29 protein-coding genes are annotated in these 26,500 nt (G+C 69.4%); 20 read left to right on the top strand and 9 right to left on the bottom strand.

Annotated features, from left to right (window positions below; genetic code table 11):
* Positions 1–24 precede the first annotated feature (24 nt).
* The gene (locus tag A5704_RS26090; protein WP_067891813.1) at positions 25–432 is read left to right on the top strand and encodes a ChaB family protein; all 408 of its coding nucleotides are present in this window, start codon (positions 25–27) and stop codon (positions 430–432) included.
* Positions 433–513: 81 nt separating this feature from the next.
* Positions 514–843, top strand: coding sequence for a DUF2795 domain-containing protein (locus A5704_RS26085; protein ID WP_067748753.1), 330 nt, complete (start codon positions 514–516; stop codon positions 841–843).
* Positions 844–865: 22 nt separating this feature from the next.
* On the opposite strand, the gene A5704_RS26080 is transcribed toward A5704_RS26085, so the two are convergent.
* Together A5704_RS26080 and A5704_RS28980 are read right to left on the bottom strand one after the other, a co-directional pair.
* The gene (locus A5704_RS26080; RefSeq protein WP_067891810.1) at positions 866–1,705 is read right to left on the bottom strand and encodes a glucose 1-dehydrogenase; all 840 of its coding nucleotides are present in this window, start codon (positions 1,703–1,705) and stop codon (positions 866–868) included.
* Between the two features lie 53 nt (positions 1,706–1,758).
* Positions 1,759–1,935 carry a hypothetical protein gene (locus A5704_RS28980; protein ID WP_197499191.1) on the bottom strand — a complete coding sequence of 59 codons (177 nt, stop codon included), beginning with the start codon at positions 1,933–1,935 and terminating at the stop codon, positions 1,759–1,761.
* 288 nt (positions 1,936–2,223) lie between these two features.
* On the opposite strand from A5704_RS28980, the gene A5704_RS26075 reads away from it, so the two are divergent.
* A complete protein-coding gene (locus tag A5704_RS26075; protein WP_067891805.1) occupies positions 2,224–2,781 on the top strand; it encodes an MPT63 family protein in 558 nt (185 codons plus the stop codon).
* 102 nt (positions 2,782–2,883) lie between these two features.
* Positions 2,884–3,819: a lysophospholipid acyltransferase family protein gene (locus A5704_RS26070; protein ID WP_067891802.1), complete on the top strand. Its 936-nt coding sequence runs from the start codon at positions 2,884–2,886 to the stop codon at positions 3,817–3,819.
* 27 nt (positions 3,820–3,846) lie between these two features.
* On the opposite strand, the gene A5704_RS26065 is transcribed toward A5704_RS26070, so the two are convergent.
* Positions 3,847–4,569, bottom strand: a complete 723-nt coding sequence (locus A5704_RS26065) for a response regulator transcription factor (RefSeq protein WP_067891800.1) — start codon at positions 4,567–4,569, stop codon at positions 3,847–3,849.
* Positions 4,570–4,785: 216 nt separating this feature from the next.
* Positions 4,786–5,022: a CsbD family protein gene (locus A5704_RS26060; RefSeq protein WP_067212426.1), complete on the bottom strand. Its 237-nt coding sequence runs from the start codon at positions 5,020–5,022 to the stop codon at positions 4,786–4,788.
* A 355-nt stretch (positions 5,023–5,377) separates the two neighbouring features.
* Here A5704_RS26060 and pyrH point away from each other — a divergent pair, with 355 nt between their 5' ends.
* From pyrH to A5704_RS26030, 6 genes are all read left to right on the top strand, one after another.
* A complete protein-coding gene (pyrH, locus tag A5704_RS26055) occupies positions 5,378–6,148 on the top strand; it encodes a UMP kinase (RefSeq protein ID WP_067748738.1) in 771 nt (256 codons plus the stop codon).
* A gap of 91 nt (positions 6,149–6,239) precedes the next feature.
* Positions 6,240–6,797: a ribosome recycling factor gene (gene frr / locus A5704_RS26050; RefSeq protein ID WP_067784615.1), complete on the top strand. Its 558-nt coding sequence runs from the start codon at positions 6,240–6,242 to the stop codon at positions 6,795–6,797.
* A gap of 32 nt (positions 6,798–6,829) precedes the next feature.
* Entirely contained in the window at positions 6,830–7,750 is a 921-nt protein-coding gene (locus A5704_RS26045; RefSeq protein ID WP_067748732.1) for a phosphatidate cytidylyltransferase, read from the top strand.
* 23 nt (positions 7,751–7,773) lie between these two features.
* A complete protein-coding gene (gene rlmN / locus A5704_RS26040) occupies positions 7,774–8,868 on the top strand; it encodes a 23S rRNA (adenine(2503)-C(2))-methyltransferase RlmN (protein WP_067748729.1) in 1,095 nt (364 codons plus the stop codon).
* A 112-nt stretch (positions 8,869–8,980) separates the two neighbouring features.
* On the top strand, positions 8,981–9,490 hold the full coding sequence (locus tag A5704_RS26035; RefSeq protein WP_067891799.1) for a protein disulfide oxidoreductase: 510 nt from the start codon (positions 8,981–8,983) through the stop codon (positions 9,488–9,490).
* Entirely contained in the window at positions 9,490–10,335 is an 846-nt protein-coding gene (locus tag A5704_RS26030; RefSeq protein ID WP_067891798.1) for a cytochrome c biogenesis CcdA family protein, read from the top strand. Before A5704_RS26035 ends, A5704_RS26030 begins: the two co-directional genes overlap by 1 nt.
* Positions 10,336–10,343: 8 nt before the next feature.
* Here A5704_RS26030 and A5704_RS26025 read toward each other — a convergent pair whose 3' ends face one another.
* The gene (locus tag A5704_RS26025; protein WP_067748720.1) at positions 10,344–10,598 is read right to left on the bottom strand and encodes a DUF2631 domain-containing protein; all 255 of its coding nucleotides are present in this window, start codon (positions 10,596–10,598) and stop codon (positions 10,344–10,346) included.
* A 77-nt stretch (positions 10,599–10,675) separates the two neighbouring features.
* Between A5704_RS26025 and dxr the strand changes: the two genes are divergently transcribed.
* From dxr to A5704_RS25975, 10 genes are all read left to right on the top strand, one after another.
* Entirely contained in the window at positions 10,676–11,872 is a 1,197-nt protein-coding gene (dxr, locus tag A5704_RS26020) for a 1-deoxy-D-xylulose-5-phosphate reductoisomerase (protein ID WP_067891797.1), read from the top strand.
* A 19-nt stretch (positions 11,873–11,891) separates the two neighbouring features.
* Positions 11,892–13,115 (top strand): RIP metalloprotease, encoded by a 1,224-nt coding sequence (locus tag A5704_RS26015; protein ID WP_067748714.1) that lies wholly within the window; start codon positions 11,892–11,894, stop codon positions 13,113–13,115.
* A gap of 16 nt (positions 13,116–13,131) precedes the next feature.
* Positions 13,132–14,298, top strand: a complete 1,167-nt coding sequence (gene ispG, locus A5704_RS26010; protein WP_067748711.1) for a flavodoxin-dependent (E)-4-hydroxy-3-methylbut-2-enyl-diphosphate synthase — start codon at positions 13,132–13,134, stop codon at positions 14,296–14,298.
* Positions 14,299–14,348: 50 nt separating this feature from the next.
* Positions 14,349–15,203 carry a GNAT family N-acetyltransferase gene (locus A5704_RS26005; RefSeq protein WP_067784603.1) on the top strand — a complete coding sequence of 285 codons (855 nt, stop codon included), beginning with the start codon at positions 14,349–14,351 and terminating at the stop codon, positions 15,201–15,203.
* Positions 15,204–15,391: 188 nt separating this feature from the next.
* Positions 15,392–17,206 (top strand): penicillin-binding transpeptidase domain-containing protein, encoded by a 1,815-nt coding sequence (locus tag A5704_RS26000; RefSeq protein WP_067784599.1) that lies wholly within the window; start codon positions 15,392–15,394, stop codon positions 17,204–17,206.
* Between the two features lie 114 nt (positions 17,207–17,320).
* Positions 17,321–17,920 (top strand): DUF1707 domain-containing protein, encoded by a 600-nt coding sequence (locus tag A5704_RS25995; RefSeq protein ID WP_067748699.1) that lies wholly within the window; start codon positions 17,321–17,323, stop codon positions 17,918–17,920.
* 125 nt (positions 17,921–18,045) lie between these two features.
* Positions 18,046–18,903 (top strand): type I methionyl aminopeptidase, encoded by an 858-nt coding sequence (gene map / locus A5704_RS25990; RefSeq protein WP_067748696.1) that lies wholly within the window; start codon positions 18,046–18,048, stop codon positions 18,901–18,903.
* Positions 18,904–18,918: 15 nt separating this feature from the next.
* Complete coding sequence (locus tag A5704_RS25985; protein ID WP_067891796.1) at positions 18,919–20,430, top strand: cobyric acid synthase; 1,512 nt, start codon at positions 18,919–18,921, stop codon at positions 20,428–20,430.
* A gap of 120 nt (positions 20,431–20,550) precedes the next feature.
* Positions 20,551–21,111 (top strand): alpha/beta hydrolase, encoded by a 561-nt coding sequence (locus A5704_RS25980; protein ID WP_197499190.1) that lies wholly within the window; start codon positions 20,551–20,553, stop codon positions 21,109–21,111.
* Positions 21,112–21,244: 133 nt separating this feature from the next.
* Positions 21,245–22,006, top strand: coding sequence for a gamma-glutamyl-gamma-aminobutyrate hydrolase family protein (locus A5704_RS25975; protein ID WP_067784591.1), 762 nt, complete (start codon positions 21,245–21,247; stop codon positions 22,004–22,006).
* A 6-nt stretch (positions 22,007–22,012) separates the two neighbouring features.
* Here A5704_RS25975 and A5704_RS25970 read toward each other — a convergent pair whose 3' ends face one another.
* From A5704_RS25970 to hypD, 4 genes are all read right to left on the bottom strand, one after another.
* Positions 22,013–22,903, bottom strand: a complete 891-nt coding sequence (locus tag A5704_RS25970) for a PPE family protein (protein WP_067891795.1) — start codon at positions 22,901–22,903, stop codon at positions 22,013–22,015.
* Positions 22,904–23,663: 760 nt separating this feature from the next.
* Positions 23,664–24,803, bottom strand: a complete 1,140-nt coding sequence (locus tag A5704_RS25965; protein WP_067784584.1) for an alkaline phosphatase family protein — start codon at positions 24,801–24,803, stop codon at positions 23,664–23,666.
* Positions 24,804–24,823: 20 nt separating this feature from the next.
* On the bottom strand, positions 24,824–25,573 hold the full coding sequence (locus tag A5704_RS25960; protein WP_255396422.1) for a DUF6390 family protein: 750 nt from the start codon (positions 25,571–25,573) through the stop codon (positions 24,824–24,826).
* Positions 25,570–26,500: hydrogenase formation protein HypD (gene hypD / locus A5704_RS25955; protein WP_067891792.1), on the bottom strand; the 931-nt coding region annotated here is incomplete at its 5' end. The genes hypD and A5704_RS25960, both read right to left, overlap by 4 nt.

The raw sequence follows: 26,500 nt of genomic DNA, 5'->3' as shown, positions 1-26,500 counted from the left end.
GAATCCTCCTCGGGTGCGCGTGACGTGTCGCCGCTGGTCGGTTACCCCGATGACCGGGCGGCAATCACCACTTTGCGGCGCTCGAACGCCAAAGCGCAACGCACGTTCGCCAAGACGCATGACGCGGCCGCCGACGAATACGGTAGCGAAGAGCGCGCCCACCGGGTGGCCTATTCCGCCCTCAAGCACAGTTTCGAAAAGGTCGGCGACCATTGGGAGCCCAAAGAAAAGAAGGGTCCGTCGGACGAGCGCGCCGAGAGCGGTGGTCCGCGAGCCTCCGGTGAGTCCGCCGAGGGGGTGGACGCGAACGCAAGCAAGAAGCATCTGCTGGAGCTGGCGCGCCGACTCGACGTCCCGGGAAGGTCCACGATGAGCAAAGCGGAGCTGGTCGACGCGATCAAGAAGCACAATCGCCGGGTCCGCGGCCGCTGAGGACCGCGGCCGCGCCGATGTGACCGAGACCGCACCCCTCGGCCCCGTTTAGGTCCCCGGCTTGCGGGCATTCCGACAGCCATGGTTGCGTCCACCACCCAAAGTCAGCTGCGTCAATGCCTGAGCGATGTGGACTTTCCGGCGAACAAGCAGGATCTGCTTGCCGCCGCCGGCCGCAATGGCTGCGACGACAACACGATTCGCGCGCTGCGGGGCATTCCGCCCGAGACCTACAACAACGCCACCCAGGTCGCCGCGTCCGTCACCATCGCCGACGATCGCGACACCCAGGACGGAGACAAGGCCGCGGCGCGTCGCACCCACACCAAGCCCGGGCTCGCCGAAGGCGCGAAGGACATCGGTGTCCAGAGCCCGATCGTCGACGAGCTGGGTGAAAACCGCGGCTCCTGACCGCTCCTAAGAGCTTGCTGCGCTAGAGAATTGGTCGGCCTCCGGTAACGGCCACCCGCGCGCCGGAGATGTAACTCGCGTCGTCGGAGGCCAACAGCACATAGATGGGGGCGAGCTCCGCGGGTTGTCCCGCGCGGCCCAGCGGCGTGTTCTCACCGAACGATTCGACGCTGTCCGGCGGCATGGTCGACGGAATCAGCGGTGTCCAAATCGGGCCGGGAGCCACGCTGTTGACCCGAATCCCCTTCTCGCCCAGCAGCTGAGCGAGGCTGGCCGAGAAGTTCGCGATGGCGGCCTTGGTTGCCGCGTAGGGTGCCAGGGTGGGGTTGGGCGTGTCGGAGTTGACCGATGAACTACCGATGATCGAGGCGCCGGCCTTCATGTGCGGCACGGCCGCCTTGGCGAGATGGAAGTACGCGCCGACGTTGAGCCGGAACGTGTAATCCCATTCCTCGTCGCTGATTTCGTCGAGGCTTTTGTGCATCATCTGGTATGCGGCGTTGTTGACCAGAATGTCGACGCCGCCGAACTCTTCGACGGCTCGATCCACGACGGCGCGGCAATGCGCGGCGTCGGACAGGTCGCCGGAAACCAGCACGCATTTTCGCCCGGCACCCTCCACGTGGCGGGCGACGTCGCGAGCGTCGTCGTCCTCATTGAGGTAGGAGATCAGCACGTCGGCGCCCTCCCGGGCGAAGGCGATCGCGACCGCGCGGCCGATGCCGCTGTCGCCCCCGGTGATGATCGCCTTTTTACCCGTGAGCTTTCCCGAGCCCCGGTAACTGTTTTCGCCGCAGTCGGGAACCGGGTTCATCTCGGCCTGGACGCCAGGAGGTGATTGTTGTTGAGGCGCAAAGCCCATCTGTTTCCTCTATTCGTGTTCGAGAATTGTTGCGAGCAAACGGCTCGCGGGTTTTACGGCTCGCGCGTCACCGGGCCCGCCGTGGGAACGTCGGGGTCGTCGTCGGCCGGGGGCTCGGCATCACGCCACTCCTCGGCGCGACTGGGCCGGTTTCCGCGCAGCGTGCCGTCCAATTCGTGCTTGAGTTCGTCGTCCTCGCGCGGGCTGTGCTTGGAGCTTCCGCGTTCCATCGACGGCCCCTTTCGTCCCCGTCGGTTCAGTCCCGCTCCGACTACCCGCCGGGGCGGGGGCTAATCGCTCGCGTTGCGCCAGTGACCCGGCGTGAATATCGATACGGATGTTAAAAGCTGATGCGAAAGGTGCTGTCCAACAAACGAACCGCTTTTCACCAGCTAACCTGCGTTAATTCCGCCATTCGGCGGATTCACATGTTTAGGCAGGAAGGCGAATGGCTATTTGCGATTCGTGTGTGTATTGCCCTTACGGGGGGCGATTGTTCAACACGAAAGGAATGAGCAATGAAGGTCACCAAGAGGGCCATCAAGACAGCCGCCGCGGCCGGGGGTATAGCGGTGGCGAGCGTTTTCGCCGCGTCGACGGCTGCCGCCGCGCCGCCCAACATCCAAGGCTTCGGCACCAGCGAGCAACTCGTCGACGGGCCGCTGATCACCAACTACACGGTGAGCAACCTGCAGCCGAGCAACGTCGCGATTCCGGGCTACACGCCCAAGGGAACGCTCTACCAGGCCGACGTTACCGCCCGGTCGGACGGTGGGCTCGTGACCCCGATGGTCAACGACTTCATCGCCCGCGGCCCGAACGGCCAGAACTACCGGGTGATCGACAAGGTCGGGGCCCCCAACGGCCTTAACCCCGCGCCGATCGCGCAGGGTAACGAGTCGACCGGAACGCTGTACTTCGACGTGACGGGCGCGCCGCCGAACGGCGTCGTCTACAACGACGGGATGCAGGACATCTTGATGTGGACGTCGAATGTGCAGGGTGGCTCGGCGCCTGGCGCCGCCCCGAATGCCAGCCCGGCACCGGGTGCTCCGCCGGCCCCGTCCCACACCTGATCCGGCTTGCGGAAATCTCCCCGCGTCGCGTGCGACGCGGGGAGTTCCGCATTTGGGGGCGGGAGTTGAATCGTGCGCGCGCGAATCGGGTACACCGCACCCATGAGTAACCCGGATCACAGGCCAGCCGAAGTACGCGAACAGGCGAAGCTGAACGCCGAAGAGGCGCGGGCGACGATGGAGGAGCGGCGCAGCGGCCAGGACGGCGGAGTCAGCGGCTGGGTCGCCGAGCGCGCCGGTAGGTGGGATCTCAGCGGCCAGGACGAGACCACTCTGCAGCGGCAGAAATATCTGTGGAACGTGCTGGTGGACTATTGGTTTCGAATGGAAATCGACGGTTGGGAAAATATCCCGGCGCCGCCGGCGCTACTGGTGGGCATCCACTCCGGCGCTCCCTTCGTCTGGGACGCCTGGACCGTGGGTCTGCAGTGGTGGCGGCGTTTCGGGCAGGATCGTCCACTGCACGGCACGGCACATGACGCGTTGATGGCGATACCGGTGATCGGCCGGTACTTCCGTTCGATGGGTGTGCTGCCGGCGGCCCCCGACGCGATCGCGACCGCCCTGGCCGAGGGGCGTGACGTCGCGCTGTGGCCCGGCGGGGAAGTGGATTCGCTGCGCCCCTGGACCGAGCGCGACCAAGCCAACCTCGCGGGCCGAAAAGGATTCGTGAAGATGGCGATTCGGGCCGGTGTGCCGATCGTGCCGATCGCCACCGTCGGCGGCGCCGACGCTATGCCGGTGCTGATCCGCGGCGACAAGCTGTCCAAGGCGTTACAGCTGGACCGCCTGCTGCGCCTCAAGGTGTTCCCGCTGGCGATCTCACTGCCGTGGGGGATCGCGCCGGCGGCGCTGCCGCAGCTGCCGCTGCCGGCCAAGATCAGGACCCGGTTCATGCCGGCCGTGGAACTCGACCACGACCCCGAGCGTGCCGAAGACGACGCCTATGTCGAGCGCAAGTACGGCGAGGTCCAGGACGCCATCCAGGAAGGGATGGACGCGCTCGCGCGCAAGCGCGCGTTTCCGCTCTTCGGCTGACGCGAACCGCTTCGGGCGCAGGGATTTTCAGTGCGCCGGCGTGGCCCCCGTCAGCGGCGTCGGCTCGTCGCTGATGATCCATTCCGGGTGCGGGGGAGTCGTCGCCATGTACCCCACGCCGCGGACCGTGTCGACCATCGATTGATGTCGGGACCCAAGCTTGGCGCGCAGGCGCCGGATATGGACATCGACCGAACGGACTCGGCCGTTGCAGTCGTAGCCCCACGCCTCGTGCATCAGCCGCGTGCGGGTAAACGGCCGACCGGCATGCTGCACAAGGAAACTCAGCAATTTGAACTCGGTCAGCGTCAAACCCAGGTCCTTGCCTTCCAGCGACCCGGCGAGGCTGGTCGGGTGCAATAGCAGGGCACCGAACTTCAGGCTGCCGTTGATTGCGCTGCGCCGGTGAGCGATCGCCCGTCCCAGCCGTTCCTGTAGTTCACCGGCGTCAGTACCGGGTGGCATGACGTCGTCAACGTTCCACTCGCCGTCGACCGTCACCTCGTCTGCTCGCGACACCACTGCCACCACCGCGGTGGCGGGAGTGTCCGTCGTCAGGCGGCGGCAGGCGGTCTGGGCCGCCGCAAGGTCGCCACGAGCATCGACAATGGCGACGTCGCCGGAATGGCGAGGGCTGTGGCCGTCACCGGTGAGGGGCGCTCGCCGCATGATTCGCGCAAACGAATTCAGCGGCGGCAGAGCGCGATCGAAGTCATCCGCGTCGGTCAGCACTAGTACGTCCAAGGACATCTCCCCCAAACTTCGTGTGGGTTCCCCGGCCCGTAGGCACCTCAGGGAGATGTCTGCAAGCGCAGCGGTGATTACCCGCTCGCCGCGAAATTATGCAAAGTGTGTTGAATTAGCCGGCGACCACACCGGCCTGGCTAACCGGATCCGCCCGTCCCATCCCGAAAAAGCCGATGGGCCCGGTCCGTTTTCACAGACCGGACCCATCCTCCCAGCAAGCTACTGATTGGCCTTCTGGCGCTGCTCAGCGGCCTCGGCGCCGCCGCGGGCCGCCTCGGCCTCGGCTTCCTTCTTCGCCGCGTCGCGCTGGGCTTCAGCCTTGTCCTGCTGGGCCTGGCCCTCGCGGGTGAGGTCGTCTTGACCCGTCACCGCGCCAACGGCCTCCTTAGCCTTGCCCTTGACGTCCTCAACGACGCCCTTGACGGCTTCAGCAGGTCCCGAGTTGTTGTCCGCCATGGATCAGTTCCTCCTCGTAGGCGTACCTGAGCGTTCCGCGCTCACTGCCGATCGCCAAGGCGACCGGCCCGGTCATGCGATGAGGCTGGCCCTTGCTTCTCAAGACCGTGAAATCCCCACCGCGATGGTGCGGATTCCCCCTGCCGGGTACCGCTCAAACATTCGCGGCCCGGCGGTGGTGAAACCGCCGGATCGGGCGGCCTCACCTGGGCCGACAGCCGCGAAAAGCCGTCGCAATCGCCAACTCTGCGCATAATGCACCCCGCCGACGCCGCGTTGTGCTGCGATGAGGCAGGATGTGAAATGCCGTTCCGGAGACGTCACCCCGGGATGGCACTCTCATGCGAGGAGCCTGATGACGGAGTCCGGGGAGCCCACGGCGACGGAGAATGGATCAGCTGCCGGGCAGCCGCGACCCCGGCCCAAATATTCCCGAGTCCTGCTCAAACTCGGCGGCGAAATGTTCGGCGGCGGCCAGGTCGGCCTCGACCCCGACGTCGTGGCGCGGGTGGCCCGCCAGATAGCCGAGGTGGTGCGCGACGGTGTCCAGGTCGCCGTCGTCATCGGCGGCGGCAACTTCTTCCGGGGCGCGCAACTGCAGCAGCGCGGCATGGAACGCACGCGCTCGGACTACATGGGCATGCTCGGCACGGTCATGAACAGCCTCGCGCTGCAGGACTTCCTGGAAAAGGAGGGCATCGTCACCCGTGTCCAAACCGCGATCACCATGGGGCAGGTCGCCGAGCCCTACCTGCCGCTGCGCGCCGTCCGCCACCTGGAGAAGGGTCGTGTGGTGATCTTCGGGGCCGGCATGGGGCTGCCGTACTTCTCCACCGACACCACGGCCGCGCAGCGCGCGCTGGAGATCCGCGCGGACGTCGTCCTGATGGCCAAGGCGGTCGACGGGGTGTTCACCGAGGACCCGCGGGTGAACCCCGAAGCCGAGCTGATCGCCGCGATCAGTCACCGCGAGGTCATCGACCGGGGGCTGCGGGTGGCCGATGCCACCGCGTTCAGCCTGTGCATGGACAATGGCATGCCGATCCTGGTGTTCAACCTGCTGACCAATGGGAATATCGCCCGCGCGGTCGCCGGTGAGAAAATCGGGACACTGGTCACCACCTGAGGGGAAGCGCGAACGATGATTCGCCCTGGCGACGATGCAGAACGCAGTGATGTGGGGGCACCTCCCGCTTGCGGGGGAAAGGAGCGGCGCAATGATTGACGAGGCTCTCTTCGACGCGGAAGAGAAAATGGAGAAGGCCGTAGCGGTCGCCCGTGACGACTTGTCAACCATTCGAACCGGCCGCGCCAATCCGGGCATGTTCTCCCGGATCGCCATCGATTACTACGGCGCCACCACCCCCATCACGCAGCTGGCCAGCATCAACGTCCCGGAGGCCCGGCTGGTCGTGATCAAGCCCTACGAAGCCGGTCAGCTGGGCGCGATCGAGACCGCGATCCGCAACTCCGATCTGGGCGTCAATCCCACCAACGACGGCACCCTGATCCGGGTGGCGGTGCCCCAGCTCACCGAGGAGCGTCGCCGCGAGCTGGTCAAGCAGGCCAAGGGCAAGGGCGAGGACGCCAAGGTGTCGGTGCGCAACATCCGCCGCAAGGCGATGGAGGAGTTGCACCGCATCCGCAAGGACGGCGAGGCCGGCGAGGACGAGGTCGGTCGCGCCGAGAAGGACCTGGACAAGACGACGCACCAGTACATCACCCAGATCGAAGACCTGGTCAAGCACAAAGAAGGCGAGCTGCTGGAGGTCTAGCGGCCGCTCAGCAGCTAAGTTCACCCGGGTCCGTGGCAACCACCGGCGCAGCCAGCACGCCCGACGAGCCGGCGCGTGAGGGCAAGAAGACCGCGCAGCCGGCCAAGACGACCTCGCGCGCGGGACGCGACCTGCGCGCGGCCATCGCGGTCGGCGCCGGGATCGGTGGCGTGCTCATCGTGACGCTGGTCTTCGCCCCCCGCTTCTGGGTGGCGATCGTCGCGATCGCCATCCCCGTCGCCACCCATGAGGTGGTGCGACGGCTGCGCGAGGCCGGATACGTCATCCCGCTGATCCCGTTGCTGATCGGCGGTCAGGCCACCGTCTGGCTGACGTGGCCGTTCCACGCCGCCGGCGCCCTGGCCGGCTTCGGCGGCACGGTGGTGGTGTGCAACGTCTGGCGCCTGTTCATGCAGGACAACAGCAAGCGACCTGAGCCCTTCGCCGGGTCCCCGTCGGCCAACTACCTGCGCGACGCCTCCGCGACGGTGTTCCTGGCCGCGTGGGTGCCGCTGTTCGCCTCCTTCGGCGCCATGCTCGTCTACCCCAAGGACGGCGCCGGCCGCGTGTTCTGCCTGATGGTCACCGTCGTCGCCTCCGACGTGGGCGGCTACGCCGTCGGGGTCCTGTTCGGCAAGCACCCGATGGTGCCCGCGATCAGCCCGAAGAAATCGTGGGAGGGTTTCGCCGGTTCGCTCGTCTTCGGAATCACCGCGGCGATCCTGACCGCGACCTTCCTGGCGCGCAAGCCGCTGTGGATCGGGGCGGTGCTGGGCGTGATCCTGGTGCTGACCTGCACGCTTGGCGATCTGGTCGAGTCGCAGATCAAGCGCGACCTGGGCATCAAGGACATGGGCCGACTACTGCCCGGCCACGGCGGCCTGATGGACCGGCTGGACGGCGTGCTCCCGTCGGCGGTCGCCGCGTGGACGGTGCTGACACTCGTGCCCTGAGAAGGGCCGATACTGGACTGGACATGGTCCAACAACTGGTCTTCACCGAACCCCGCCCCAGCAAGCCGCCGCGGCACCTGGCCGACCTCGACGCGGACGGGCGCGCCTCCGCCGTGGCCGAACTCGGACTGCCGGCGTTCCGCGCCAAGCAGCTCGCGCATCAGTACTACGGCCGCCTGATCGCCGACCCGCGCGAGATGACCGACCTGCCCGCGGCCGTGCGGAACCGGATCGCCGATGCGATGTTCCCGCACCTGCTCACCTCGGCCGCCGAGGTCACCTGCGATGCCGGGCAGACCCGAAAGACGTTGTGGCGCGGCACCGACGGGACCACGTTCGAGTCGGTGCTGATGCGCTACCCGCAGCGCAACACCGTGTGCATCTCCTCACAGGCCGGCTGCGGCATGGCCTGCCCGTTCTGCGCGACGGGGCAGGGGGGGCTGACCCGCAACCTGTCCACCGCGGAGATCCTGGAGCAGGTCCGCTCCGCCGCGGTGGCCCTGCGGGACGATTTCGGCGACCGGCTCTCCAACGTCGTGTTCATGGGCATGGGGGAGCCGCTGGCCAACTACGCGCGGGTGGTGGCCGCGGTGCGTCGCATCACCGAAGCGCCGCCGCACGGCTTCGGCATCTCGGCCCGCTCGGTCACGGTATCCACCGTCGGCCTGGCCCCGGCCATCCGCAAACTCGCCGACGAGCGGCTCGGGGTGACGCTGGCGCTGTCGTTGCACGCGCCCGACGACGAATTACGCGACACGCTGGTGCCGGTCAACAACCGGTGGAAGATAGCCGAGGCGCTCGACGCCGCCCGCTATTACGCCGACGTCACCGGCCGCCGGGTGTCGGTGGAGTATGCGCTGATCCGCGACGTCAACGACCAGCCGTGGCGCGCCGACCTGCTGGGCAAACGCCTGCATCGGGTGCTCGGCCCGCTGGTGCATGTGAACCTGATCCCGCTCAACCCGACCCCCGGCAGCGAGTGGGACGCCAGCCCCAAGGCGGCGGAGCGGGAGTTCGTCCGCCGGGTCCGGGCGCACGGGGTGTCGTGCACGGTGCGGGACACCCGCGGCCGCGAGATCAGCGCCGCCTGCGGACAGCTGGCCGCCGAAGGCGGGTAGCTGGAGCGCGGGCGGTTTGGCCGGGGCCTGCGGACAGCTGGCCGCCGAAGGGTGAACCCGGGCGGCGCCCCGCACGTCTATCAGGCATAACACCAGCAAACGAGGTGATGCCATGATTGTTCGGTTCTTGACTCCGCTCAGGCTGTTGGCCGCGGCCCTTTTCGCCTCCGCTCTGATATTCGGACTCACCGACGCACCGCGCTCGGCGGCCGCCGACGACCGCCTGCAATTCACCGGGACGACCCTGAGCGGTGCGCCGTTCAACGGCGCCAGCCTGCAGGGCAGGCCCGCGGTGCTGTGGTTCTGGACGCCGTGGTGCCCGTTCTGCAACGCCGAGGCCCCGGGCGTGAGCCAGGTCGCGGCCGCCAACCCCGGCGTCACCTTCGTAGGCGTCGCGGCCCACTCGGACGTCGCGGCGATGCAGAACTTCGTCGCCAAGTACAACCTGAACTTCACCAACCTCAACGACACCGATGGCGCGATCTGGGCGCGCTACAACGTCCCTTGGCAGCCCGCCTACGGGTTCTACCGCGCGGACGGCAGCTCGACGTTCGTGAACAACCCGACTTCGGCGATGCCACAGCAGGAGTTGTCTGACCGGGTTGCCGCGCTGAGGTCCTGATGGATCAGGGTCTCGTCGGCCTGGCCTTCGCCGCCGGGCTGGTGGCGGCCCTGAACCCGTGTGGGTTTGCCATGCTGCCCGCGTACCTCCTGCTGGTGGTGCGGGGCCAGCGGAAGGGGTTGGCCGCGGCCGGACGGGCGCTGGCGGCCACCGCGGGCATGGCGCTCGGCTTCCTGACGGTGTTCGGCTCGTTCGGCGTGCTGACGGTGTCGGCCGCGAGCGCCGTGCAGCGGTACGTGCCGTACGCCACGGTGATCGTCGGCGTGATTCTCGTAGCGCTTGGCGGTTGGCTGCTGTCCGGCCGGGGGCTGTCGGCGCTCACCCCGCGGCCGGTGGGCCCGCGGTGGGCGCCCACGGTTCGGCTCGGCTCCATGTACTCCTACGGCGTCAGCTACGCGATCGCCTCGCTCTCCTGCACCGTCGGACCGTTTCTGGCGGTCACCGCGGCGGGCCTGCGGGGCGGATCGATCGTCACGGCCGTAGCGATCTACCTCGCCTACATCGGCGGCCTGACGCTGGTCGTCGGCGTCCTCGCGGTGGCCGCGGCCACCGCGAGCTCGGCGATGGTCGACCACCTGCGGCGCATCCTGCCGATCGTCGACCGAATCAGCGGCGCGCTGCTGGTGCTGGTCGGTGTGTACGTCTGCTACTACGGCGCTTACGAGGTGCGCCTGTTGGGCGCCAACGCGGACCCGCGGGATGCGGTTATCACGGCCGCCGGGCGCGTTCAGGGGGCGTTGGCCGGCTGGGTGCATCAACACGGGGTTTGGCCGTGGGCGGTGGCCGCGCTCGCGCTGACGGCCCTCGTGGTCGGCGGCGCCCGGTATCGCCGGGCGAAACGTTAGGGCGGCGACTACCTGATCCAGCCGCGCCGGCGGCCCCACAGGTCGCGGACGAGGACGACGAGCACCAACGCGGCGAAGCCGATCAGGAACCAGTTCTCGACGTGGCCCACGTGGTTGCCGCGCAGCATCGCCAGCAGGAACCCGAAGATGACCAGGCCGGTGATGTGCCAGGTGCGGTGATTGATCCGGCTCCAGCCCCACGCCGCCGAAGGCACCTCAACGGTGTCGACGCCGGTGAACTGTTCCACCTCGGTACTGGCCACGGTGAGTCCCTTTCGTGATCGGCTGGTAGGGAGATTCTGGCACACCCGTCGCTGGACCGAGCAGGCACAATGAGTGGGTGACAATCGCGACGCCCGAGGGCCGCCTGCGCGTGCTGGTGCTGGGCAGCACCGGCTCGATCGGCACCCAGGCGCTGGAGGTGATGGCGGCCAATCCGGACCGCTTCGAGGTGGTCGGCCTGGCCGCGGGCGGCGCGAATCTGGACATTCTGCAGCGGCAGCGCGCCGAAACCGGCGTCACCAACGTCGCCGTCGCCGACGAACGCGCGGCGCAGATCGCCGACGTTCCCTACCGCGGCCCTGAGGCGGTGACCCGCCTGATCCAGGACACCGAGGCCGACGTCGTGCTCAACGCGCTGGTGGGCGCGCTGGGCCTGCGGCCGACGCTGGCGGCGCTGGAATCGGGCGCCCGGCTGGCGCTGGCCAACAAGGAATCCCTGGTGGCAGGTGGGCCGCTGGTCCTCGAGGCGGCGCGTCCGGGTCAGATCGTGCCCGTCGACTCCGAACACTCCGCGCTGGCGCAGTGCCTGCGCGGCGGCGCCCCCGAGGAGGTCGCGAAGCTGGTGCTGACGGCCTCCGGCGGGCCGTTCCGCGGCTGGACCGCCGCCCAGCTCGAGGGCGTCACCCCGGAGCAGGCCGGAGCGCACCCGACGTGGTCGATGGGCCCGATGAACACCCTGAACTCGGCGTCGCTGGTCAACAAAGGCCTCGAACTCATCGAAACGCACCTGCTGTTCGGCATCGCCTACGACCGCATCGAGGTCGTCGTGCACCCCCAATCGATTGTTCATTCGATGGTCACCTTCGTGGACGGGTCGACCATCGCCCAGGCCAGCCCCCCGGACATGAAGCTGCCCATCTCGCTGGCCCTGGGCTGGCCGGCCCGGGTTCCGGGGGCGGCGGCCGCCTGCGACTTCCGCACCGCCTCTAGCTGGGAATTCGAGCCGTTGGACAGCGAAGTTTTCCCCGCCGTCGAGCTGGCCCGGTACGCCGGCCAGACGGGCGGCTGCATGACCGCCGTGTACAACGCGGCCAACGAGGAAGCCGCCGAGGCGTTCCTGCAAGGCCGCATCGGGTTCCCCGCCATCGTCAAAACCATCGCGGACGTGCTGCACGCCGCGGACCAATGGGCGGTTTCACCCGCTAACGTGGATGAGGTACTAGACGCGCAGCGCTGGGCGCGGGAGCGGGCGCAACGCGCCGTCGCACACGCACGGCCCACCGAGGCGTCCGTCAACGCCTCCGGAATGGTGTGAGAAAGGTCCTGCAGCGAAGATGATGTTCGTTATCGGCATTGTGCTGTTCGCCCTCGCCATCCTGATCTCGGTGGCCCTGCACGAGTGCGGCCACATGTGGGTCGCCCGCGCCACCGGCATGAAGGTGCGCCGCTATTTCGTCGGGTTCGGCCCCACGCTGTGGTCGACGCGGCGCGGCGAGACCGAGTACGGCCTCAAGGCCGTGCCGCTGGGCGGCTTCTGCGACATCGCCGGGATGACCTCGGTCGAGGAGCTGGCGCCCGACGAAACCGACCGCGCGATGTTCAAGCAGGACACGTGGAAGCGCGTCGCGGTGCTGTTCGCCGGGCCGGGCATGAACTTCGTCATCTGCCTGGTGCTGATCTACGGCATCGCCCTGATCTGGGGCTTGCCGAACCTGCATCCGCCGACCAGGGCGGTCGTCGGCGAAACCGCTTGTGTCGCACCGGAAGTGGCCCCCGGCAAGATCGCGGACTGCACCGGCCCCGGTCCGGCCGCGCTGGCCGGGATCCGCGCGGGCGACGTCGTGGTCAAGGTCGGCGACACCCAGGTGTCCACCTTCGAGGACATGGCCGCCGCGATCCGCAAGATGCACGGCACCGTCCCGGTCGTCGTCGAGCGTGGCGGCAACACGATCACCACCTACGTCGACGTCACGCCCACCCAGCGCTTCTTGACGAACGGGCCCACCGGGCAGGGCGGTCAGGCGGCGCCGTCGACGGTCGGCGCCATCGGCGTCGCCGCCGTCAAGCTCGCACCCACGCACTACGGGGTGTTCTCCGCCGTGCCGGCGACGTTCGCGTTCACCTGGGACCTGACCGGCGAGGTGGGCAAGGCGCTCGTCACCATCCCCACCAAGGTGGGCGCCCTGGTGCACGCCATCGGCGGTGGACAGCGCGACCCGCAGACCCCGATGAGCGTGGTCGGCGCCAGCATCATCGGCGGCGACACCGTCGACCATGGGCTCTGGGTGGCGTTCTGGTTCTTCCTGGCCCAGCTGAACCTCATCCTGGGCGCAATCAACCTGGTGCCGTTGCTGCCGTTCGACGGCGGCCACATCGCCATCGCGACGTTCGAAAAGATCCGCAACCTCGTCCGATCGGCGCGCGGCATGGTCGCGGCCGCACCGGTGAACTACCTCAAGCTGATGCCCGCCACCTACGTGGTGCTGGTGTTCGTGGTCGGGTACATGTTGCTGACCGTGACCGCTGATCTGGTCAACCCGATCAGGCTCTTCCAGTAACGAGAGAAGGAAACAAGTGTCCGTTGGCCTGGGCATGCCGGACGCTCCGGCGCCCACGCTCGCCCCCCGCCGCAAGACGCGCCAACTCATGGTGCGCGATGTCGGCGTCGGCAGCGACCATCCGATTTCGGTGCAGTCCATGTGCACCACCAAGACCCACGACGTCAACACGACGCTGCAGCAGATCGCCGAGCTGACCGCCGCCGGCTGCGACATCGTGCGGGTGGCCTGCCCGCGTCAGGAGGACGCCGACGCGCTCGCCGAGATCGCGCGGCACAGCCAGATCCCGGTGATCGCCGACATCCACTTCCAGCCGAAGTACATCTTCGCCGCCATCGACGCCGGCTGCGCCGCGGTGCGGGTTAACCCCGGCAACATCAAGGAATTCGACGGCCGGGTCGGCGAGGTCGCCAAGGCGGCGGCCGCGGCCGGCATCCCGATCCGCATCGGCGTCAACGCCGGCTCGCTGGACAAGCGGTTCATGGAGAAGTACGGCAAGGCCACCCCCGAGGCGCTGGTCGAATCCGCGCTGTGGGAGGCCTCGCTGTTCGAGGAGCACGGCTTCGGTGACATCAAGATCAGCGTCAAGCACAACGACCCGGTCGTGATGGTCGCCGCCTACGAGCAGCTGGCCGCGCAGTGCGACTACCCGCTGCACCTGGGCGTGACCGAGGCCGGTCCGGCGTTCCAGGGCACCATCAAGTCCGCGGTCGCCTTCGGTGCGCTGCTGTCGCGGGGGATCGGCGACACCATTCGCGTGTCGCTCTCCGCGCCGCCGGTCGAAGAGGTCAAGGTCGGCATCCAGATCCTCGAGTCGCTGAACCTGCGGCCGCGCGGTCTGGAGATCGTGTCCTGCCCGTCCTGCGGGCGCGCCCAGGTCGACGTCTACACCCTGGCCAACGCGGTCACCGCCGGGCTGGACGGCCTCGACGTCCCGCTGCGGGTCGCCGTGATGGGCTGCGTGGTGAACGGCCCCGGCGAGGCGCGCGAGGCCGACCTGGGCGTCGCGTCGGGAAATGGCAAGGGACAGATCTTCGTTCGCGGCGAGGTGATCAAGACCGTGCCCGAAGCGCAGATCGTCGAGACGCTCATCGAGGAGGCCATGCGGCTGGCATCGGAGATGGGAACCGATCACGGTCCTGACACAACATCAAGCGGTTCGCCGATCGTGACCGTAAGCTGATGGGGTCCGATTTCCCGGTCCTTTAGTTCGCAGCACAGAGAGTTCGCCAGATGTCGGCTCCGCCCCTCTTCCGCCTTGTCGGCGAGCGACGGGTGTCGGTGGTGCGTGACGCCGCCGCCGTCTGGCGGGTGTTCGACGAGGATCCGGTCGGGTCGTGCATGGTCGCGGCCCGGGTGGCGGATCACGGCATCGACCCCAACTCCATCGGCGGGGAACTGTGGACCCTGCGCGGCGCGGACGAGTCGCTGTGCTTCGCCGGCGCCAACCTGATTCCGCTGCGGGGCACTCCGGCGGACATGGACGCCTTCGCCGACGAGGCGATGAGCGGAGCCCGCCGTTGTTCCTCCCTGGTCGGCCGGGCCGATCTGGTGATGCGGATGTGGGAACGGCTCGAGTCGGCGTGGGGCCCGGCCCGGGACGTGCGCGATCACCAGCCGTTGCTGGCGCTGTCCCGCCACCCCAACTGCGACATCGACACCGGGGTGCGGCAGGTCCGGCCGGACGAGCTGGACGCCTACCTGGTGGCCGCGGTGGACATGTTCATCGGCGAGGTGGGCGTCGACCCCCGCATCGGCGACGGCGGCCGGGGATACCGGCGCCGGGTGGCCAGCCTCATCGCGGCGGGCCGCGCGTGGGCCCGCTTCGAACAGGGCCAGGTCGTCTTCAAGGCCGAGGTGGGCTCGCAGTCGCCGGGCGTCGGGCAGATCCAGGGCGTATGGGTGCACCCCGAGTGGCGGGGCCTTGGCCTCGGCACCGCAGGGACCGCGACGGTGGCCGCGGTGATCGTCGGCAGCGGGCGCACCGCCAGCCTCTACGTCAACAGCTTCAACACGGTGGCTCGCGCCGCGTACGCCCGGGTCGGCTTCGCCGAGGTGGGCACCTTCGCGACGGTGCTGCTGGACTGACCCGCTTGCCGCCGAACGCCCGGGGTCCCGGGCGCTGGGCGGTCGCCGCGCGAGGGTGCGGCCAGCCGCACACCCGGCACCGAATTCGCGGCTCGCCGCGCACTCGGCGGAACGCCCGCGTTACATCACGGTCCGATCTCGGTGTGTCGACCCCGGTGCCGCAGCCGAGCTTCATAACATCTGTACCAATGGTCACAAAAACCCCACTGGTAATCGTGGCGGCCGGGTTGCTCCTCGCGGCCATCGCGACGTCCGGGTGCACCCCGCGACCCGACGGCCCCGGCCCGGCGGCCGAAAAGTTCTTCGCCGCCCTGGCGATCGGCGACACCGCCACGGCCGCCCAACTCAGCGACAACCCCAACGAGGCCCGCGAAGCGCTCAACGCCGCGTGGGCGGGGCTGCAGGCGAGCCACCTCGACACGCAGATCCTCAACGCCAAGTACGCCGAGGACACCGGCACGGTCGGCTACCGCTTCACCTGGCACCTGCCCAAGAACCGGACCTGGACCTATGACGGCCAGCTGAAGATGGCGCGCGACGAAGGCCGCTGGGAGGTCCGGTGGACCACCACCGGCCTGCACCCCAAACTTGGCGAGCACCAGACGTTCGCCTTGCGCGCCGACGCGCCGCGGCGCGCCTCGGTCAACGAGCTCGGCGGCACCGACGTGCTGGTGCCCGGCTACCTGTACCACTACACGCTGGACGCCACCCAGGCCGGATCCGGAGCCGCCCTGATCGGCACGGCGCACGCGATCGTGGACGTCCTGCGCCCGTTCAACGGCACGCTGGCCGACCCGCAGTTGCTCGCCGAGCAGGCCAGCTCGGCGACTCAGCCGGTGGACCTGGTGACGTTGCACCCCGACGACAACGACAAGGTCTTCCCGGCCATCGGCCGGCTGCCCGGCGTCGTCGTCACGCCTCAGCCCGAGATCCTGCCCACCGACCCGCATTTCGCCCCGGCGGTCATGGCCGAGGTGAAGAAGGCCGTGGTCGACCAGCTCGACGGCGAGGCGGGCTGGCGGGTGGTCAGCGTCAACCAGAACGGCGTCGAAGTCGAGGTGCTGCACGAGGTGGCGGGTTCGCCGGCGCCGTCGATCTCGATCACGCTGGACCGGGTGGTGCAGAACGCCGCGCAGCGCGCGGTGGACACCCGCGGCGGCAAGGCGATGATGGTCGTGATCAAGCCGTCGACCGGGGAGATCCTGGCGATCGCGCAGAACGGCGGGGCCGACGCCGACGGCCTGGTGGCCACCACCGGCCTGTTCCCGCCGGGTTCGACGTTCAAGATGGTCACCGCTGGCGCCGCCGTCGACCGCGACATGGCCACCCCCAACACCATGCTGGGCTGCCCGGGCCACCTCGACATCGGGCACCGCACCATCCCCAACTACGGCGGATTCGACCTCGGCGTGGTGCCGATGTCGCGGGCGTTCGCCAGTTCCTGCAACACCACCTTCGCCGAGCTCAGCAGCAAGATGCCGCCCCGGGGCCTGACGCAGGCGGCCAGCCGGTACGGCATCGGGCTGGACTATCAGGTGGACGGCATCACTACGGTGACCGGGTCGGTGCCCCCGACGGTCGACCTCGCCGAGCGCACCGAAGACGGTTTCGGCCAGGGCAAGGTGCTGGCCAGCCCGTTCGGCATGGCCCTCGTGGCGGCCACCGTCGCGGCAGGCAAGACGCCGACGCCGCAGCTCATCGCGGGCCGACCGACCGCGGTGCAGGGCGACACCACCCCGATCAGCCCGAAGATGGTGGACGCCCTGCGGCCGATGATGCGGCTGGTGGTGACCAATGGCACCGCGAAGGAGATCGCCGGCTGCGGGGCCGTCTACGGGAAGACCGGTGAGGCCGAATTCCCGGGCGGATCGCACTCCTGGTTCGCCGGGTACCGCGGCGACCTGGCGTTCGCGTCGCTGATCGTCGGGGGCGGCAGCTCGGAATACGCGGTCCGGATGACGAAGGTGATGTTCGAGTCGCTGCCGCCCGACTTCCTGGCCTAGCGCCCAGCCCGGTAGCCCCTGCTGGGCGAGGGTGCGCAGAATGCCGCCCGCAGCGGCGTGTCGTCGTACAAACACGCACGCTCGCGAGGGTCCCGGGAGCGGTAAATTGCGAACATGACGGATCCCGGCGGCGACATGGTGGCATTGCGGGTCTCCGACGCCGACCGCAACGGCACCATGCGGCGACTGCACAACGCCGTCGCGCTCGGGCTGATCGACATCGACGAGTTCGAGCAGCGCTCGTCCCAGGTGTCGTATGCCCGGACCCGGGGCGAGCTGGACGGGCTGGTCGGCGACCTGCCCGGGCCGGGCGCCATCGTCACCTCCGCCGCCGACCGGGTGGAGCTGCGCGGCTGGGCCGGCTCGCTGAAACGCCACGGCGAGTGGACGGTGCCCACCCGCCTGGCCCTCGTCCGCCGGCTGGGCTCGATCGAACTCGACCTCACCAAGGCGCGGTTCGCGGGCCCGGTGGTGGTGATCGAACTCGACATGAGGGGCGGCTCGGTGGACATCCGGCTGCCCGACGGGGCGAGCGCGTCGATCGACGACGTCCAGGTCTATGTGGGCAGCGCCCGCGACCGCCGCAGGGACGCCCCCGGCGAGGGAAGGCCGCATGTGATCCTGACCGGGCGGGTGGTGTGCGGCTCGGTGACCATCCGGGGACCGCGGCGTTCGCTGATCCGCGGCCGGCTGGACGGTTTGCGTCGCGCATGACTCGGCCCGGGAGGTTGGCGTGTCGCCGCCCTCGGTGCGCGCCTCGACGCCGAGGATGCACACGCAACGGCGCCGACGCACCCGCACCGACGGCGCCGCGGAGTGAGCGTCGCTAAGCTGGCCCCATGCCTGCTCGCACCGCGCTTTCCCCGGGAGAGTTGTCCCCGACTCTGCCGGTGCCCGTCCGCATCCCGCGCCCGGAGTACGCCTGGAAATCCAGCGTGCGCGAGGGCAGCGAGCCGTGGGTGCAGACGCCGGAGGTGATCGAGAAGATGCGCGTCGCCGGCAGGATCGCGGCCGGCGCGCTGCAGGAGGCGGGCAAGGCCGTGGCGCCAGGGGTGACGACCGACGAACTGGACCGGATCGCCCACGAGTACATGATCGACCACGGCGCCTATCCATCGACCCTGGGCTACAAGGGCTTCCCGAAGTCGTGCTGCACGTCGCTCAACGAGGTCATCTGCCACGGCATCCCCGACTCGACGGTGATCGCCGACGGGGACATCGTCAACATCGACGTCACGGCCTACATCGACGGGGTGCACGGCGACACCAACGCGACGTTCCTCGCCGGCGACGTGTCCGAGGAGCACCGGCTGCTCGTGGAGCGCACCCGGGAGGCGACGATGCGCGCGATCAATGCCGTCAAGCCGGGACGGGCGCTCTCGGTCGTCGGCCGCGTCATCGAGGCCTACGCGAATCGGTTCGGCTACAACGTGGTTCGCGACTTCACCGGCCACGGCATCGGCACCACGTTTCACAACGGCCTGGTGGTGCTGCACTACGACCAGCCGTCGGTGGCGACGATCATGCAGCCTGGCATGACGTTCACCATCGAACCGATGATCAACCTCGGAAGCCTGGACTACGAGATCTGGGACGACGGCTGGACCGTGGTCACCAAGGACCGCAAGTGGACCGCGCAGTTCGAGCACACCCTCCTGGTGACCGACACCGGCGTCGAAATCCTCACCTCCGTTTGAGGAAGCCGTGAACCCTTGAACGGGGGGCTGCTGGTCGCCGGCACCAGCTCCGACGCCGGGAAATCGGTGGTGGCGGCGGGCCTGTGCCGGTTGCTGGCACGCCGCGGCGTTCGGGTGGCGCCGTTCAAGGCGCAGAACATGTCCAACAACTCCGTGGTCACCGTCGAAGGTGGCGAGATCGGCCGGGCGCAGGCGCTGCAGGCGCGGGCGGCGGGGCTGGAGCCCAGCGTGCGGTTCAATCCCATCCTGCTCAAACCGGGCAGCGATCGGACGTCGCAGCTGGTGATCCGGGGCCAGGTCGCCGATTCGGTCACGGCGGCAAGCTATGTGAAGCATCGCGACCGCCTCGCGGGGATCGTCGCAGACGAATTGTCCGCCCTGCGTGCCGAGTTCGACGCCGTCATCTGCGAAGGCGCCGGCTCGCCGGCCGAAATCAATTTGCGCGCCACGGATCTGGCCAACATGGGCCTGGCCAGGGCGGCGGACCTGCCGGTGATCCTGGTCGGTGACATCGACCGCGGCGGGCTGCTGGCCCACCTCTTCGGGACGGTCGCCGTGCTCGATCCCGACGACCAGGCGCTGATCGCGGGCTTCGTGGTCAACAAGTTCCGCGGTGACCCCGCTCTGCTGGAACCCGGGCTGCGCCAGCTGCGGGCGATGACCGGGCGCCCGACCTACGGGGTGTTGCCGTACACCGACGAGCTCTGGCTGGACGCCGAGGACTCCTTATCGGTGGTCGCGCACCGCGTCGTCGGCAGCCCCGCGCCGCCGCGCGGGCGCGAGTGGCTGCGGGTGGCCGCGGTCCGGCTGCCCCGGATCTCCAACTCCACCGACGTCGAGGCGCTGGCCTGCGAACCGGGAGTCATGGTGCGCTGGACTACCGATCCCGCCGACCTGGCCGACACCGACCTGATCGTGCTGCCCGGGAGCAAATCCACCGTCGCCGATTTGGCCTGGCTGCGCGAGCTCGGGCTGGCCGACGCGGTCACCGCGCACGCCGCGACCGGCAAGCCGGTGCTGGGCATCTGCGGGGGCTTCCAAATGCTGTGCCGGCGCATCGACGACACCGTGGAATCGGGGGCGGGCGAGGTCGCCGGTCTGGGCTTGTTGAACGCGGACATCGTCTTCGGCGAGCCCAAGGTTCTGCGTCGCTGGCCGCCGCCGCTCGCCGGCTACGAAATCCACCACGGCCGCGTCTCGCGTTGCGCCGAGGAGAGCTGGTTCGGCGCGGAGGGCGGGCGCGACTGCGAACCACACGGCCTCGCGCGGGGCGCGGTCTTCGGCACCCACTGGCACGGGCTGCTCGACAACGACGACTTCCGACGCGCGTGGCTTACCCGCGTCGCGGCCGCGGCGGGCCGTGGCGGGTTCGTCGTCGCCCACACCGACGTCTCCGCGCGACGCGACGCTCAGCTGGACACAATCGCCGATTTGCTCGCCGCCCATCTTGACATCGACGCGGTTCTGGGCCTGCTCGACGATGTGCCGCCACGACGACCGCATATCGCAACTCGGTTGCGGCCGTAGGGCATTCACGCGCATGTGCGCACACGGCAATCGAATTTACGGCGACGCAAAACCCGTTGGGCGCGCACGGAATTCGACAAATCCTCGCGCGCGCAGGCCGATCCGCTGTAGCGTGCGTGAATGCCCTCCATGATGACCACGCTCGACGGGTTCCCCGTCCCGGTAGCGGTGGCTGGTCCCGAGCAGGGCGTCGTGGTGGCCATCCTGGGGGACGAGGAACGAGTTCCCGCCGCGTATGACGCGGTCTGCGAGCGTCTGCACACGGCATCGCTTCGGACCGTCGTCATCGGCCTCGACCCGCGCCTGACCCCCAAATCGGTGATCGGCATCCTCGACGCGCTGGGAATCGGCTGGGCCGTCGTGGTGGGCGACCGCGCCGGCGGCGACCTGGCCTGGGAATTGGCGGCGACGAAGCTGGGCCGGTTCGTCGGACTGGTCGTTATCGACCGTGGGCACCCGCGGGCCGCCGACCGCGACGGCGTGGTTCGCGACGACCACTGCCCGCCGGTGGAGATCGGCACCACCGTGCTGGTCAGCTCCCCGGCCGCGCGCGCGGTGGCCCGCGCCAGCCAGCAGTACGTCTACGCGGAATACCGTGTGGTGCACCTGGGGCGGCGCACGGTGCAGGAGTCGACGGCACAGTTGGCCGCCGAGATCGTGTTGCGCACCAGTACCTGGTAGCCACCTCTTCACGCCGAAGATCCACTCGCACAAGCGCTTTGCCCGGTCCTCCGCGCGCGGGCGGCGCCGGTCGGTGCGGGGCGGTACCGTGTCGAACGGAGCCCGGAGCGCCCGCGCTGAGCGGTCGCTCGACATGAAATCGGGGAAAGGACGCTCGGTTGTGAACGCCCGTGGGCGCCCGGTGGTGGGCCTGACCTCATACCTGGAGCGGGTCCGGACCGGCATCTGGGAGATGCCCGCGGGCTACCTGCCGGCTGATTACTTCCAGGGCGTCGTCATGGCCGGCGGGGCCGCGGTGTTGCTGCCACCCCAACCGGCGGAACCGCAGACCGTCGGCTCGGTCTTGGACGGCCTGCACGCGCTCGTGATCACCGGGGGCTACGACTTGGACCCCGCCGGGTACGGCCAGCGCCCGCATCCGAGCACCGATCGGCCGCGCGTGGACCGCGACGCCTGGGAGTTCGCGTTGCTGCGCGGCGCGCTGGACCGGGGTTTGCCGGTGCTGGGCATCTGTCGTGGCGCGCAGGTGCTCAACGTGGCGCTCGGCGGCACCCTGCATCAACACCTGCCCGACGTGCTCGGACACGACGGGCACCGGGCGGGCAACGGGGTGTTCACCAAATTGCCGGTGCGCACGGTCGCGGGCAGCCGGCTGGCCGCCCTGGTGGGGGAGTCCACCACCGCGCAGTGCTATCACCACCAGGCGATCGACCAAGTCGGCGAGGGTCTCGTGGTCAGCGCCTGGGACCCCGACGGTGTGGTCGAGGCGCTGGAGCTGCCCGGGGACAGCTTTGTCCTTGCGGTGCAATGGCATCCGGAACAGTCCCTGGACGACATGCGCCTCTTCGCCGCGATCGTGGACGCCGCGCGGTCGTATGCGACGCGCGCGAGCTGAGCGCGGCTAAGCGACCGTTCCCCGGCAGACCGCCAGCGGCGCCGTGGCCGCCGCCCACGCCTGTGGTACCGACAACCCGCCGACCGGCGTCGCGCGGCCGACCGCCACGGTGATCGTCGCGTCGGCCGCCGCACGCCGATTGGGCAGCAGGCATTGCAGGGCCGCCGCCTTGTTGAGCGAATTCAGGTGGGCGATCGCGACCCCCGACGGCGCCGTCAGGGAGCTCAGTTTCGACAGGGGAGAGGTCACCGACGCGAGGGAGACGTCGAACGTGGCCAGCGGGGACGAGGACAGCGTCCGCAGCGCGCCGGGTGCGGCGGAGATCAGCTGCCGGCCCGTGGCGACGACCTCCGGCGCCGACTCCAGCGCCCACGTGCCTTGGGCCGGGCCGCCGGGCGGCAAGGTGAACGGGGTGATGGCCGCGGCATCGGCCGCGGCCTCGGCGTAGGCGTACATGGCCGCGGTGTCCTGGGCCCACATCCGTTCGTATTCGGCCTCGGTGTCGGCGATCGCGGGACCGGCCAGCCCCAGGGGGTTCGCCAGGATCAGCGACCTGCGCAGCACGCGGTTGGCGCCGATCGTCGGCGGCGGCACCGTCGCCGCCAGCGCCGTCTCGTGCGCGCTCGCGGCCGCGGCGGCCTGGGTGGCCGTCTGCTCGGCCCGTATCGCCGTGGCGTCGAGCCATTCGACGTAGGGGAACGCGCCTCCCGGCGCGGGTGCTGGCCCATCCCAGCCGGCCACCAGCTTCGCGGTCACCGCCCGGTAATCCGCGACCGCGGTGTGCAGCCGAACGGCCAGCCGGGCCCAGGCGGCCGCGGCTTCGGTCATCGGCCCCGAGCCGGGGCCGTCATGGAGTTGGCCGGAAACGATTTCCGGCGGAAGCGAGGTGAAGTTCATTGCTATCTCTGCCTAACGACGGCGCTCTAAGCCCGGAAATTGGACTCTTCTGTTGGGACGTAGGCACGGGGGTTACAGGCCTACTTCAACGGCGGCAGTGCAACGACGGCGGCTGCCGCGGCTTGTCGAGCGCTCAGCAACGAGCGACACAGAGCTGCGTCAACAGATCCCGGTGAAGTGGTGGTGCCGCGGGAGCACGCGACGGCGGGCGCGGTAGCCGAAACACCGCGGCCGCGAACGAGGCCGGTAACGGCGACCCCACCGACGGTGGTGACGAGCGGGCCCACGTCGGCGGCCGATCCCGCGTCATCCATGCGTTCTTGGTGGTGCTGTGATGCATCGGCGCTGAGCCGGTTGAAAAGTGTTGTGCCGCAAGGCTTATGTCGCCCGCACGCCCGAGTGCCTGGCCGACCCCGGGGCGCACGGCTTCGTGGGACACACCCGGGTGCGGCGACCCGACGCCGGCGACCGCGGCCCCGCGCGATGCCCAGCCCGAGGTCACGGCGCAGAACACGCAAAGCGCCGCAACGATGGCGATGGCTGACCGCCATCGCCGGTCTCTAGGTGCGCCTCCGACTGCCACAGTGGCCCGAATTTACAACACGAGGCTTGGCGGCCAAGGCGTGCGAGCTGTGAAAACGATCAAAGTCCGGTGTGGGTTTCACGATCGCCCGACCTTGCGGCGCCGGGGTGATATTGGCCACTGGCCCATCGGGCAATCGCGGTGCCGCGCTCGGCGGGCGGCCGACGGTGGCAGCGACTAGCGGTCGGCGGCAGGGGATTTGAAGGCGATGAGCGGGATGGCTATCTCGGCGGGTGTCGCCGCGCCGTGAAATCCTATGAGGCGGGCCGATTCCGGCGGCTCGTGGCCCGTTGCCAGCACGGCGGCATCGCCGGTGCAGACGGCGACGACATCGCCGATTCGTGCCAGGTGGGCCGGGTTGACCGGACCGAACATCCCGGCGGCCACGGCCTGCTCGCGGCTGTAGATGTCCGCCCTGCCGTCGAGTACTGCGCTCCAGGCCGCCTGCACGTCCGCCGCCGCCCCGGGCTCGGTGTGCAGGTAACGCACCCGCGGCTCGCCGGCGACCACGCGGATCCCCGCGCCCAGCCGTGGGTCGGTGTCGAGGTCGACCCGGGCGCCGGGTGGAACGTTGAATCCGCCGTGGTCGGCGGTCACCAGTAGCGCCGCGGTCGGGGGGAGCGCGTCGACCAGCCGGGTCAGCAGCGTGTCGACCTGGACGGCCGCGTCGTGCCATTGGGACGATCCGACGCCGAAGGCATGCGCGGCGGTGTCCAGGGCGGCGGTGTAGCCGTAGACCAGGCCGGGTCCCGCACACAGCTCGTCGACGACCCGCTGCGCGTTGTCGTCGCCCGGCTGGATGGGGCGGAATTCGGCGCCCCGGTACGCCGCGTCGGTCAGCCCGCTACCCATGAACGCGGCCGGCAACACAGCCCGCGCGCTGATGCCGGCCCGGTTGAGCCGCCCGAACCAGGTCGGTAACGGCTGCCACTCGGTGTGCGGTGGGTCGTCGCGCCACAGGATGTGGTTGATCACGCGATCCGAGCCGGGGACGTTGAGCGTGAAGCCCAGGATCCCATGCTCGCCCGGTTGCGCCCCGGTGCCCATCGACACCAGGCTGGTCGGGGTGGTCGACGGAAAGGTGCAGGTCAGCTCCGTGAGGCGGCCCAGCTGGCCCGCCGCCACGGCGGCGAGTAGCGGCGCGCTACCGGCCAGCTCGCCGAGCAGGTGCCAGCCCAGGCCGTCGACCAGCACGACCGCGACGCGATCGATCTGTTCGGAGCCGGCCCAATCGGACAGGCCCAGCTTGTCGACGGCGCCCGGCGCGCCGAGCAGCGCGGCGGCGGCGGGCAGCACGTCGCAGAGGGAACCGGGCACCGGGCCAGTCTGGCACGAAATTAGACGTGCGCCAGTCGCCGGCTTGTCACGCGCAGCTGCCGATCGGTCGCCTCGGCGAGGGAACGGGCCTGCCGCGGGGAGAGCCGGCCGCACAGCCGCCCCCAGTGCAACGCGACCTCGTCACCGGGGGCCACGTCGGGCACGGCGCTGTAGCCGTCCGTCCAGACGTCGAAGGGCCGGGGCGACGGTTCGGACAGCGCGAGCGCCTCACCGTCGAGCACCAGTTGCCGGCACCGCACCTGGATCCGGTCGTGGTCGCGGCTGAGCACGGTCCCCCAGGTGATGCGGCAGTTGTCGAGCACGTTGAGCGGATGCTCGTCCATGCCCCGGCCCAGAAACCGCGTCCACGGGTACACGCCGAACACGTGAAAGCTGTGATTGGCGGCGGCCTCGCCCGCGAGGCCCCGTGTCAGGTGTGACCAGTAGCGGCCCGCCTGCGGGCCGATGATCGCGAGCAACGCGTCAAAGAAGCCCTGCGGGTCCAGGTCGGCCCCGACGCCGCCGCCCAGCCAGTACGACTCGACGAGCCGGTGGTCCAGCGGGTCGGCGATCCCGGTCAGCGCCGACAGCACCCGCAGGTACGGCCATGCCCCGGAGAACCTGGCCGCCGCCCGGCGCACCTCGTCCTCGGAACCGTCGCGCAGGGTGGCGCCCAGCGGGGGGCCGCAATAGCCCAGCGCGTTGGGCGCGTGGGCGTAGCGGGCGAACATCTCCACGCCGCTTTGCGAACCGCCGGCGTCCCGGGTCAAGCGCGCCCCACCAGCTTGACGGCGTCACGGTGCATCCGGCCGAAGTTGTAGTAGGCCGCGCAGGCCCCCTCGGGGGACACCATGCACGTGCCGATCGGGGTCTCCGGGGTGCACGCGGTCCCGAACACCTTGCATTCCCACGGCTTCAGCACGCCCTTGAGCACCTCGCCGCACTGGCATGCCTTGGGGTCGGCGACCCGCACGCCCGGCATCGAGAATCGCAACTCGGCGTCGAATTCCGCGAAGTCGTCGTGCAGCCGCAGCGCGCTCTGGGAGATGAAGCCCAGCCCGCGCCATTCGAAGTGGGGACGGAGCGCAAAAACCTTGCCCATCAACGCCAAAGCGGCCGGGTTGCCGCGTTCGGGCACCACGCGTGTGTACTGGTTCTCCACCTCGCAGCGGCCCTCGCGGATCTGGGTCAGCAGCATCGCGACCGCGGCCAGGATGTCCAGTGGCTCAAAACCGGCCACTACCAAGGGCTTTCGGTACACCTCGGGAACGAATCGGTAGGGCCGGTTGCCCACCACCGTCGACACGTGCCCGGGGCCGATGAACCCCGACAGTCGCAGGTCCGGCGATTCCAGGATGGCCTTGATCGGCGGGACGATCATCACGTGGTTGCAGAACACGCTGAAATTGGTCAGCCCCTGTTCGCGCGCCCGTACCAGGGTCACGGCCGTCGACGGCGCGGTCGTCTCGAAACCGATGGCGAAGAACACCACATGCTTGTCCGGGTTGTCGAGCGCGATCTTCAGCGCGTCCAGCGGCGAGTAGACGAACCGCACGTCGGCCCCGCGCGCCTTGGCGTCCAGCAGGCTGCCGTTGGAGCCGGGGACGCGCATCATGTCGCCGAAGCAGGTGAATATCACGTCGGGCTGGCCGGCCAGCCACATCGCGTCGTCGATGCGGCCCATCGGGATCACGCAG

The sequence above is a fragment of the Mycobacterium sp. E735 genome (genome assembly GCF_001666955.1).
Taxonomy (GTDB): domain Bacteria; phylum Actinomycetota; class Actinomycetes; order Mycobacteriales; family Mycobacteriaceae; genus Mycobacterium.
This window is presented reverse-complemented; position numbering and strand designations above follow the sequence as displayed.